Source organism: Kitasatospora sp. NPDC059571 (assembly GCF_042735675.1).
In the GTDB taxonomy this organism is placed as follows: Bacteria; Actinomycetota; Actinomycetes; order Streptomycetales; family Streptomycetaceae; genus Kitasatospora.
In genome coordinates, this window is record NZ_JBHWBW010000267.1 from 1 (window position 1) to 10,468 (window position 10,468).

Genomic DNA, 10,468 nt, shown 5'->3' on the forward strand with positions numbered 1-10,468 from the left:
GGTGCGGGGCCGGGAGTGCCGGGCGGCGGGGCCGGGTCAGGCCCGGCCGGCCGCCCGCTGGGTACGGCGGGCCAGCGAGTCGATGACGACCGCGGCCAGCAGGACCGCACCGGTGATCATGAACTGCAGGGCGTTGCTCAGGCCCTCGATGTTCATGCCGGACAGGATCGAGCCGATGACCAGCGCACCGAGCAGGGCCGACCAGGTCGAACCCCGGCCGCCGAAGAGGCTGGTGCCGCCGATGACCGCCGCGGCGATCGAGTTCATCAGCAGGTTGCCGCCGCCGGAGGTCTGGCTGGCCGACTGGATCTGCGCGGCCAGGAAGAGACCGCCGACCGCCGCCATGGTGGAGGTGATCATGAAGACCGAGATCCGGGTCCACGACACGTTGATGCCGGCGCGCCGGGCGCCCTCGATGTTGCCGCCGAGCGCGAAGATCTGCCGCCCGTACGTGGTGCGGCGGAGCACGAAGTCCAGCACCACGATGAAGATCAGGAAGATCAGCAGCGCGAGCGGCAGGCCCTTGTACTGGTTGAGGGTGTACGCCGCCAGGAACGCCACGATGGCCAGGAGGATCGTGCGCAGCGCGATGTCCAGGGGCGGCCGGGACGGCACCCCGGCGTTCTGCCGCCGTCGGGCGTCGATCAGCTGGGAGGCGAGGAAGAGCAGGACGCCGATCGCGGCCGCGCCGTACGCGGCGATCTGCGCGCCGTAGATGGTGGTGTAGAGCTTGGAGACGATGTCGTCGCCGGGGAGGTTGATGGTGCCCTGGCTGCCGAGGATCTGCAGCATCAGGCCGTTCCAGAAGAGGTTGCCGGCCAGGGTGACGACGAACGCCGGTACGCCGATCTTGGCGAAGAAGAAGCCCTGGATCAGGCCGACCGCCGTGCCGCCCAGCAGCGCGCACACCAGGGCGACCCACTGGTTGACGCCGTGGGTGACGTCCATGACGGCGAAGATCGCGGCACACAGGCCGGAGACCGAGCCGACGGAGAGGTCGATCTCGCCGAGCAGCAGCACGAACACGACGCCGAGGGCGATCATGCCCGTGCCGACGATCTGCTGGGAGAGGTTGGAGAGGTTCTGGGCGGACAGGAAGCTGGAGTTCAGACTGCCGAAGACCACCCAGATCACGATGAGGGCGATGATGACGGGCAGTGACCCGAGTTCGCCGCTGCTGACGCGGCGGCGGAACTCCTGCACGTAGCCCTTCAGGCCCTGCTGGCGGACGATCAGGCGCGGGTCCACCGCCGGGGTGGCGGCGGCCGCGACGTCGACCGGGGCGTTGACGCCGCCCTTCGGCATGCTGTCCTCGGGCAGCGGGACCCGTCCGGGTTCGCGTCCGGGCTCCTGGCCGGGCCCGCCGGTGGGATCGTCGGTCACTGCTGTCCCTCCTGTCCACGGGCCCTGCGCCGGGTCACGGCGTTGTCGGTGGCACCGGTGATGGCGGAGATGATCTCCTCCTGGCTGGTCGCGCGGCGGTCGAAGACTCCGTTGTTGCGGCCGAGCCGCAGCACGGCGATCTTGTCGGAGACCGCCATGACGTCGGCCATGTTGTGGCTGATGAGGATCACACCGAGGCCCCGCTCGCGCAGGCGCTCGACCAGGTCCAGGACCTGGGCGGTCTGCTCGACGCCCAGCGCGGCGGTGGGTTCGTCCAGGATGACGACCTTCGGGTCGCCCACCAGGGCGCGGGCGATCGCCACGGTCTGGCGCTGGCCGCCGGAGAGCGAGGCGATCGGGATGCGCACGCTGGGGATCCGGATGGAGAGCGTGCTGAGCAGCTCGCGGGACCGCTTCTCCATGGCGACCTCGTCGAGGACGCCGAACTTCCGGATCTCCCGGCCGAGGAAGAGGTTGCCCACCACGTCCAGGTTGTCGCAGAGCGCCAGGTCCTGGTAGACGGTCGCGATCCCGAGGTGCTGGGAGTCCTGGGGGCGGTGGATGCTCGTCGGCCGCCCCTCCCACTCGATCACGCCGTCGTCCGGCGTGTAGACCCCGGCGATCGCCTTGACCAGCGTGGACTTCCCGGCGCCGTTGTCCCCGACGAGGGCGACCACCTCGCCCGGGGGCACCTCGAGCTCCACGTCGGTGAGCGCCTGGACGGCGCCGAACCGCTTCGAGATCCCGCGCAACGCCAGAACGGGTGGGCCTTCCACGGACATCAACTCCCTTGTCGGTCGGACGGGTGGCCGCCCCTCGTCACTGGAGGCCGGCGGCCTTGCAGGCGTCGGCGTAGGTCGGGGTGCAGATCTGGTCGACGGTGTAGAGGCCGTCCTTGACCACGGTGTCCTTGACGTTGGACTTGGTGACCACGATCGGGGTGATCAGGTTGGCCGGCACCTTCTGGCCGCTACCGCTGGTCGCGGTGGTCGGTACCTCGCTCGGTGAGGGCGTGGTGCCGTTGGCCCACGCGGCGACGATCTTGGCGCTGGCCTCGGCCTCCGGGCCGTACGGCTTGTAGATCGTCATCGTCTGGGTGCCGACGAGGATGCGCTGGATGCCGTCGAGCTGGGCGTCCTGGCCGGTCAGCGGGACGGCGACGCCGGCGGCCTTCATCGCCGTGGCGGCACCGGCGGCCATGCCGTCGTTGGCGGAGTAGACGCCGACCACGTTGGGGGCGCCGATCGCGGTGATCGCGGCGGCGGTCTCCTGGTTGGCCGTGTTCGGGTCCCAGTTCGGGGTGTCGTACTCCTTGCCGATCGTCAGCTTGCCGTCGATCGCGCTGTGCGCGCCGGCCTTGAACTGGCCGGCGTTCGGGTCGGTCGGCGAGCCGTTGATCATGATGATCGAGCCCTTGCTGGCGTTGGCGCCGACCGCGTCCACCAGCGCCTGGCCCTGCAGCTGGCCGACCTTGTAGTTGTCGAAGGAGACGTACGCGTCGACCGGGCCCTGCGCGAGGCGGTCGTAGGCGAGGATCTTGACGCCCGCGTCGTGGGCCTTCTGGACGGAGGCCTGGATGGACTTGGAGTCGACGGCGTCGAGGACGAGGATCTTGTTGCCCTTGGTGAGCGCGGTGTCGACCTGGGTCTGCTGGAGCGTCGCGTCCTGGTTGGCGTTGTAGTAGTCGATCTGCGCGCCGGGGACGAGCTTCTTGATGTTCGCCTCGAGCAGCGGCTTGTCGAACTGCTCGTACCGGGTGGTCTTGGACTCCGGCAGGAGCAGGCCGACCTTCACCGTGCCCCCGGAGGCGGCCGAGCCCGACGCCCCGGAGCTGGTGGACTGCTTGGCGCTGCCGCAGGCGGCCATGCCGAGGCCCAGGGTGGCGGCCGCGGCGGTGATGACGATGTGACGGACGACGAGCTTCACGGGACAGCCTCTCAGTCGATCTCACCCCCGACTCCGAGTCTGCGAGCCCCCGCCCGCCCCCGCGAATGAAACTGGGCCGAACGTGCCGGTGAAGTCCGCCCGTTCGGCGGTACTCGGCGCGACGCCCTGCCGTCCCGGCGAACGGTCGGCCCGACCCCGGTCCTGCACGAGAGATTCACCCGCAACCGACCAGTGGTCCAGACCAATGCCCTATGCTGACGGTGCACGGTCATGGGGTACGGCAACGGAACGACCAGTGGGGGTCTCCTCGTCATGCCTGCGCATCAGACGACTCGACGTACGAATCGGCCCGCGGCCCGCCGCGCCGCGGCCTACCTGGACATCGCCGACGATCTCGCCGCAGAGATCGTCGACGGGCGGCTCCGGGCAGGACAGAACCTCCCCTCCGAACGCCGGCTCGCCGCCGCGTACGGGGTGAACCGCCAGACGGTTCGGGCGGCGCTGCAGCACTTGCGCAACCGCGGGTGCGTGGCCGGGGACCACCTCGGCACCTACGTCCTCGCACCACCCGGCGGCCGGCCCGTCCGGGCCACCCCGAGCCGCTCGGCGGCCGCCTCCTTCCCGGGCTCCTTCCTGCACCCGGACCGGTCGGCGGCGGGGTGCGGCACCCTGCTGCGCAGCGCGCCCGAGCCCTGGGCAGCAGGTGCGCTGGCACTGCCGCCCGACCGGACGGCGCTCGCGTACGACCACCGGCTGCTGGGCCCTGACGGGCGGTCGCTGCAGAGCGCGGTGGCCTGGTTCGGGCCGGCGCTGGTGATGCTGGTGCCGCAGCTCGGCCGGGCCGCGGCGGCGGCCGACCAGGGGCCGGCCGGACGGACGGAGGCCGGACTCGGGGACCTCTATCTGTGGGCGGCGATGGCCGGGCTGCGGTTGCGGGCCGCCGACCGCGTCCAGCTGGTCCGCACCCCCGGTCCGGGCGGCGGGCCGGGCGGCGGGCTGGAGGTCCGCCGCACGGTCACCGACCAGCACGGCCGGGCCCTGGTCGCGACGGTCTTCCGGATCAGCGACGAGAGCGCCGAGCTGCGGTACGCCGACAGTGAGGCGATCCTCCCCGCCGACCGGCCGGCCCGGGCGCCCGGCGGCATTCCGCGGATCAGCCCCTCGGACCGGGCGGTGCTGGACTCCTGGGCCTCCCCCAACGCGCCGGACCGCGGCCTGGCGCTGCGCGCCCGGATCGTGCTCGGCTGCGACCGGTGGAGCGTGGAGGAGGTCGCCGGGCGGCTGGGGCACACCCCGGCGCTGGTCACCGCCTGGCGCGACCGGTTCCGGGCGGGCGGGCTCCGGGCCCTGGAGGCCTCGCCGCGCACCGCGCCCAGCGACCGGCGCTGAGGCGGCCGACGGCCGGCCGGGCGTCAGCCGCCGAGCGGGCGGTGCAGCCGGGCGAGGGCGTCGATCGCGGTGCCCGCTGCGCCGTGGCCGTCGGGGGCGGCCACGGCGCGCAGCGCGCGCTCTGCGCGGTCGACCGCCAGGCCCAGGCCGTCGAGGTCGGCCAGCACGTCCTCGGGGGTGAAGAGCACCCGCGGGTCCTGCGGGCCGCCGACGCCCTCGGCGGGGTTGGCGCTGTGGTGGCCGACCACCAGCAGGGTGCCGCCGGGGGCGAGGGCGCCGGCGGCCGCCCGCAGCGCGGCCCGCCGGTCGGCGGCCGGCACCTGGAGGTAGGCGACCAGGACCAGGTCGTACCCGGCCGGGTCGGGGGTGTGGGTGAGGACGTCGGCGGTGACCCAGGTGAGCCGGTCGGCGGTGCCGGGCGGGCGGGCGGCCGCGAGGGTGCGGCCGCGCTCCAGGGCGACCGCGGAGAAGTCCACGGCGGTGACCTGCCAGCCGCGTTCGGCGAGCCAGATGGCGTTGCGGCCCTCGCCCGCGGCGAGGTCCAGCGCGCGGCCGGGCGGCAGGCCGGCGCACTCGCGCACCACCCAGCGGTTGGGCTCCAGGCCCCACACCGGCTCGGCGGCGCGGTAGCGGGCGTCCCAGTCCTGACGGTCCATCGGCGGCCTCCCTCGCTGTTCGCAGCCTACGGCGCCGGAACGGTCGGTGCATTGTCTGGTACATGACGCCCGAATGCGCTTCGATGGGGTGACGCCGCCTCAGGGCCCCTCAGGAGGACCACGATGCGCACCATCCGGACCGGCCTGCTCCTCGTCGCCGCCCAGCTCGCCGCGCTGGCCGCGGCCCCGGCGGGCGGCGGCGCCGGGGCCGCCCCGCCGCCGGGCGCGTACTACCTGCAGAGCGCGGTGACCGGGCTGAACGCCGCCGATGCCGGCGGCCCGGTCGCCCAGCACAACCCGAAGGGCAACGAGGACCACCAGCAGTGGACGCTGCGGCCGCAGGACACGGGGGCGGTGCTGGAGAGCGCCGACCAGGCCGGCCGCTGCCTGGGCCGCTCGGGCGGCCAGGCCGTCGTCGTCGGCTGTGCGGATCCGGCCGCGCGCTGGGAGGTGCTGGCGTCCGGGGCGCAGACCTGGCGGCTGCGGGCGCCGGGGACCGGCGACTACCTGAGCGTCGCGCCGAAGCCGGCCGGCGCGGTCTACCCGGCCGCACAGGCGGTGTCGCCGGCCGGGCCGCTGGCCGACTTCTACCTCACCCCGCTCGCCCCGCCGACCGTGCCGATCCCCGGGCCCGGGGAGCGCACGCTGGACCAGATGACCTTCCTGACCGCCCACAACGCGTACGCCAACGGCGTGGACGGCGGGTTCGCGCCCCCTTTCGTGAACCTGGCGCCCAACCAGGCGCGCGGCATCGACCGGCAGCTGGCCGACGGGGTGCGCGGCTTCATGCTGGACATCCACCAGACGCCGGACGGCGCGATCCTGTGCCACGACAGCTGCTTCCTGGTCAGCCGCCCGGTCGCGCTCTGGGTGGACCTGCAGCGGATCGTCGACTTCCTGGCGCAGCACCCCGGCGAGATCGCCACCGTCTTCCTGGAGGACTACGTCGACCCCGGGGTGCTGCGCGCCGAGCTGGCGCGGGTGCGCGGCCTGCCGGACGTGCTGTTCCGGCCGGACACCGCGGGGGTGCGCGAGCGCGGCTGGCCGAAGGTCGCGGACATGGTCGCGAGCGGGCACCGGCTGCTGCTCTTCACCGACCACAGCCGGGCCGCGGACCAGGCGGCCGGGCTGACCCGGGACAGCTTCGGCGTGATGTACCAGCGCGAGTGGACGGTGGAGAACTACTGGTCGATGGGGTCCGGGATCGGCTCCTCGGACTGGTCCTGCTACAGCCGCTGGTACGGCGCGGACGACGTCGTGCCGCTCTCCCGGACCGAGCCCGGCTTCCGGCCGCTCTTCGTGATGAACCACTTCCGGGACGTCGCCGTCGCGCCGACCGCCTCGAGCGACAACGGAAAGCTGCTCGACCGGGCGGAGCGGTTCTGCCGGCCGGCGGCGCGCAAGAAGCCGGTGTTCCTGACCGTCGACCGGTATGACCTTGGTAACCCGGCGGCCGCGGTGGCCGCGCTCAACGGGTACGCCGACGCGGGCTGACCGGCCCCGACCGGCGGAGTTCCGCAGGCGAACGATCTGCCCGCCGCCGGGCCCGGCCCCGACGGCGGGCGGGTCCGGCGGGCGCACGCCGGCGCGCCCCGGGCCCGCCGCCCACCCGGGGCGGCGGACCGGAGCGCCCGGATCTGACGGTCCGAAAGGTTGTTAGGTTAGGCTTGCTTCCCTTACTGTCTGCGTGCACCGGAACACCGACCACGCACCCTCGGAGCCTGTCATGCGCGCCCGCCGTTCGACCGCAGTCACGCTGCTCTCCCTCGCCGTCGCCGGCGCCGCTCTGGCCGGCTGCTCGAAGAAGGACGACGCTGGCTCCTCCTCGGACGCTGTCCAGGTCAACGCCTCCGACACCGCCTGCGAGCTCTCCAGGACGTCCTTCCCGAGCGGCGCCGTGCACCTGGAGGTGCACAACAAGGGCTCCAAGTCCACCGAGGTGTACGTGTACGCGGCCGGCGACAAGATCGTCACCGAGCGCGAGAACATCGGCCCCGGCACCAAGGTGACCATCTCCGCCGAGATCAAGCCCGGCGCGTACGAGGTCGCGTGCAAGCCCGGCATGACCGGCGACGGCATCCGCCAGAAGATCACCGTGACCGGTGACGGTGCGAGCGCCGCCAAGGCCGACCCGCGCCTGCAGTCCGCGGTCGACGCCTACCGCGCCTACGCCCAGCAGCAGGCCGACGCCACCATCCCGGTGGTGACCCAGTTCGCCGAGGCGGTCAAGGCCGGCGACGTGGAGAAGGCCAAGTCGCTGTTCGCGGCCTCCCGTGTCGGCTGGGAGCGCACCGAGCCGGTGGCCGAGAGCTTCGGCGACATCGACCCGAAGACCGACACCCGCGAGGACGGCCTGGAGGCCGGCCAGCAGTGGACCGGCTGGCACAAGATCGAGAAGTCGCTCTGGACCGGCACGCTCACCGACGACGACAAGAAGCTCGCCGACCAGCTGGTCACCGACCTGAAGGACTGGCAGACCCGCATCCCCAAGGCCGAGATCACCGCGACCGGCATGGCCAACGGCGCCAAGGAACTGCTCGACGAGGTCTCCAAGAACAAGATCACCGGCGAGGAGGACCGCTACAGCCACACCGACCTGTCGGACTTCAACGCCAACGTCGAGGGTGCTCAGAAGGCCTACGAGCTGCTGAAGCCGGTCGTCGCCGAGAAGGACGCGGCGCTGGCCAAGACCCTGGACGGCGAGTTCACCGCCATCCAGGCCCTGCTCGGCAAGTACAAGCAGGCCGACGGCTCCTACACCTCCTACGACAAGGTCACCGAGCCGGAGCGCAAGGCCTTCTCGGACGCGGTCAACTCGCTCGGCGAGCCGCTCTCCAAGCTCGCCGCCTCCGTCGTCTCCCAGTAACCCGCCCGCCCGCGGCAGCCGTCCGGCCGCCGCGGGCACCGGTCGAGCCAGCACCGCCCAGCCCGCACCCGTGAGGAACCCCGTGGACGCCGAGACCTCTCAGCCCGCCGCACCGGCCGAGACCGCCGACCTGTCGGCCGCCCCGAGCCGCCGCTCCGTCATCGGCTGGGCCGGCGCCGGACTGGCGCTCGGCGCCGCCGCCGCCGGCTCGGTCGCGGCCGCCACCATGAAGCAGGACGCCGGCACCGCGCCGGCCGTGGACTCCACCGCGGACATCCCCTTCTACGGCGACCACCAGGCCGGCATCGCCACCCCCGTCCAGGACCGGCTGCACTTCGCCGCGTTCGACGTGACCACCACCGACCGCGCCGTGCTCGTCCGGATGCTCAAGGACTGGACGAAGGCCGCCGCCGCGATGACCGGCGGCCGCGAGGTCGGCGCCGGCGCCACCGGCGGCCTCCCCGAGGCCCCGCCGGACGACACCGGCGAGGCGCTCGGCCTGCCTGCCTCCCGCCTCACCCTGACCATCGGCTTCGGGCCGACGCTGTTCGAGAAGGACGGCGTCGACCGGTTCGGGCTGAAGGCCCGCCGCCCCGACGCGCTGATCGACCTGCCGAAGTTCCGCGGCGACCGTCTGGAGGACGCCCGGGTCGGCGGCGACATCTGCATCCAGGCCTGCGCCGACGACCCGCAGGTCGCCGTGCACGCGATCCGCAACCTGGCCCGGATCGGCATGGGCGTGGTCAACGTCCGCTGGTCGCAGCTCGGCTTCGGCAAGACCTCCTCCACCACGCCGGAGGCGCAGACCCCGCGCAACCTGATGGGCTTCAAGGACGGCACCCACAACATCGCCGGCTCCGACACCGCGAAGCTCGCCGACCACGTCTGGGTCGCCCCCGGCGAGGGCCCGGAGTGGATGACCGGCGGCTCGTACCTGGTCTCGCGCCGGATCCGGATGACCGTCGAGGCCTGGGACCGCACCTCGCTCAAGGAGCAGGAGGACGTCTTCGGCCGCACCAAGGGCGAGGGCGCGCCGTACGGCAAGCAGAAGGAGCGGGACACCCCGGACCTGTCGGCGATGCCGCAGGACTCGCACGTGCGCCTGGCCCACCCGGACAGCAACAACGGGCTGATGATCCTGCGCCGCGGCTTCTCCTTCACCGACGGCACCGACGGCCTCGGCCGCCTGGACGCCGGACTGTTCTTCCTCGCGTACCAGCGCGACACCCGCAAGGCGTTCGTGCCGCTGCAGACCAAGCTGGCGGCCAACGACAAGCTCAACGAGTACATCACGCACGTCGGCTCCGGCCACTTCGCGTGCCCGCCCGGCATCCGCAAGCCCGGCGAGTGGTGGGGCCAGGCCCTGTTCGGCTGACCTCCCGACCCGTACCACCTCCCACCCCAGGAGCTCCCCGTGTTCGGCAACTACCTGATCGGCCTGCGTGAGGGCCTCGAGGCCAGCCTCGTCGTCTGCATCCTGATCGCCTACCTGGTCAAGACCGGCCGCCGCGACCGGCTCACCCCGGTCTGGATCGGCATCGCGGCCGCCGTCGTCCTGTCGATGGCCTTCGGCGCGGTGCTGCAGTACGGCTCGGCGCAGATGGACTTCGAGTCGCAGGAAGCGCTGGGCGGGTCGCTGTCGATCATCGCGGTCGGCCTGGTGACCTGGATGGTCTTCTGGATGCGCCGCACGGCGCGCCACCTGAAGGCCGAGCTGCACGGCAAGCTGGACGCCGCGCTCGCCATGGGCACCTTCGCGCTGGTCGTGACGGCGTTCCTGGCGGTCGGCCGGGAGGGCCTGGAGACCGCGCTGTTCATCTGGACGGCCGTCCAGGCGACCAGCGACGGCGTCCGGCCGCTGATCGGGGCGATCCTCGGCCTGCTCACCTCGGTGGTGCTCGGCTGGCTGTTCTACCGCGGCGCGCTGAAGATCAACCTGGCGAAGTTCTTCACCTGGACGGGCGCGATGCTGGTCGTGGTCGCGGCCGGCGTGCTCGCCTACGGCGTGCACGACCTCCAGGAGGCCGGCTGGATCCCCGGCCTGCACGACGTGCTCTTCGACATCTCCAGCACCATCCCCAAGGACAGCTGGTACGGCACCCTGCTCAAGGGCGTCTTCAACTTCCAGCCCGACCCGACGGCGCTCCAGGTGGGCGTCTGGGCCGCCTACCTGGTGCCGACCCTGGCGCTGTTCCTGCGCCGCTCGGGCGGCTCGGCCGCGCCCCGGCCCGCCGCCCCCGCCGCGGCGACGGAGAAGCCCGCCGTCTGAGACCCCGCCGTACCCCGA

9 protein-coding genes are annotated in these 10,468 nt (G+C 72.8%); 5 read left to right on the plus strand and 4 right to left on the minus strand.

The window, feature by feature from the left end; genetic code table 11:
* Positions 1 to 36 precede the first annotated feature (36 nt).
* The 3 genes from ACFV0G_RS25355 to ACFV0G_RS25365 form a co-directional block, all read right to left on the minus strand.
* Positions 37 to 1,305 (minus strand): sugar ABC transporter permease, encoded by a 1,269-nt coding sequence (locus ACFV0G_RS25355; RefSeq protein ID WP_380552260.1) that lies wholly within the window; start codon positions 1,303 to 1,305, stop codon positions 37 to 39.
* A 74-nt stretch (positions 1,306 to 1,379) separates the two neighbouring features.
* Positions 1,380 to 2,159 (minus strand): ATP-binding cassette domain-containing protein, encoded by a 780-nt coding sequence (locus ACFV0G_RS25360; protein ID WP_380552242.1) that lies wholly within the window; start codon positions 2,157 to 2,159, stop codon positions 1,380 to 1,382.
* A 43-nt stretch (positions 2,160 to 2,202) separates the two neighbouring features.
* The gene (locus tag ACFV0G_RS25365) at positions 2,203 to 3,249 is read right to left on the minus strand and encodes a sugar ABC transporter substrate-binding protein (protein WP_380552263.1); all 1,047 of its coding nucleotides are present in this window, start codon (positions 3,247 to 3,249) and stop codon (positions 2,203 to 2,205) included.
* A gap of 333 nt (positions 3,250 to 3,582) precedes the next feature.
* Here ACFV0G_RS25365 and ACFV0G_RS25370 point away from each other — a divergent pair, with 333 nt between their 5' ends.
* Positions 3,583 to 4,659 carry a GntR family transcriptional regulator gene (locus ACFV0G_RS25370; RefSeq protein WP_380552245.1) on the plus strand — a complete coding sequence of 359 codons (1,077 nt, stop codon included), beginning with the start codon at positions 3,583 to 3,585 and terminating at the stop codon, positions 4,657 to 4,659.
* A 23-nt stretch (positions 4,660 to 4,682) separates the two neighbouring features.
* Here ACFV0G_RS25370 and ACFV0G_RS25375 read toward each other — a convergent pair whose 3' ends face one another.
* A complete protein-coding gene (locus tag ACFV0G_RS25375) occupies positions 4,683 to 5,315 on the minus strand; it encodes a class I SAM-dependent methyltransferase (RefSeq protein ID WP_380552248.1) in 633 nt (210 codons plus the stop codon).
* Positions 5,316 to 5,438: 123 nt separating this feature from the next.
* Between ACFV0G_RS25375 and ACFV0G_RS25380 the strand changes: the two genes are divergently transcribed.
* From ACFV0G_RS25380 to efeU, 4 genes are all read left to right on the plus strand, one after another.
* Positions 5,439 to 6,809 carry a phospholipase gene (locus ACFV0G_RS25380; RefSeq protein WP_380552251.1) on the plus strand — a complete coding sequence of 457 codons (1,371 nt, stop codon included), beginning with the start codon at positions 5,439 to 5,441 and terminating at the stop codon, positions 6,807 to 6,809.
* Between the two features lie 232 nt (positions 6,810 to 7,041).
* On the plus strand, positions 7,042 to 8,181 hold the full coding sequence (efeO, locus tag ACFV0G_RS25385; RefSeq protein ID WP_380552254.1) for an iron uptake system protein EfeO: 1,140 nt from the start codon (positions 7,042 to 7,044) through the stop codon (positions 8,179 to 8,181).
* An 82-nt stretch (positions 8,182 to 8,263) separates the two neighbouring features.
* Positions 8,264 to 9,556, plus strand: coding sequence for an iron uptake transporter deferrochelatase/peroxidase subunit (gene efeB, locus ACFV0G_RS25390; protein ID WP_380552267.1), 1,293 nt, complete (start codon positions 8,264 to 8,266; stop codon positions 9,554 to 9,556).
* 39 nt (positions 9,557 to 9,595) lie between these two features.
* A complete protein-coding gene (gene efeU, locus ACFV0G_RS25395) occupies positions 9,596 to 10,450 on the plus strand; it encodes an iron uptake transporter permease EfeU (protein ID WP_380552257.1) in 855 nt (284 codons plus the stop codon).
* The last annotated feature ends 18 nt before the right edge of the window (positions 10,451 to 10,468 follow it).

Coding starts and splice junctions, on each gene's coding strand:
- ACFV0G_RS25355 (WP_380552260.1), bottom strand. CDS start 1,305: ATGCCGAAGGGCGGCGTCAACGCCCCGGTCGACGTCGCGGCCGCCGCC.
- ACFV0G_RS25365 (WP_380552263.1), bottom strand. CDS start 3,249: ATGGCCGCCTGCGGCAGCGCCAAGCAGTCCACCAGCTCCGGGGCGTCG.
- ACFV0G_RS25370 (WP_380552245.1), top strand. CDS start 3,583: ATGCCTGCGCATCAGACGACTCGACGTACGAATCGGCCCGCGGCCCGC.
- ACFV0G_RS25375 (WP_380552248.1), bottom strand. CDS start 5,315: ATGGACCGTCAGGACTGGGACGCCCGCTACCGCGCCGCCGAGCCGGTG.
- ACFV0G_RS25380 (WP_380552251.1), top strand. CDS start 5,439: ATGCGCACCATCCGGACCGGCCTGCTCCTCGTCGCCGCCCAGCTCGCC.
- efeO (WP_380552254.1), top strand. CDS start 7,042: ATGCGCGCCCGCCGTTCGACCGCAGTCACGCTGCTCTCCCTCGCCGTC.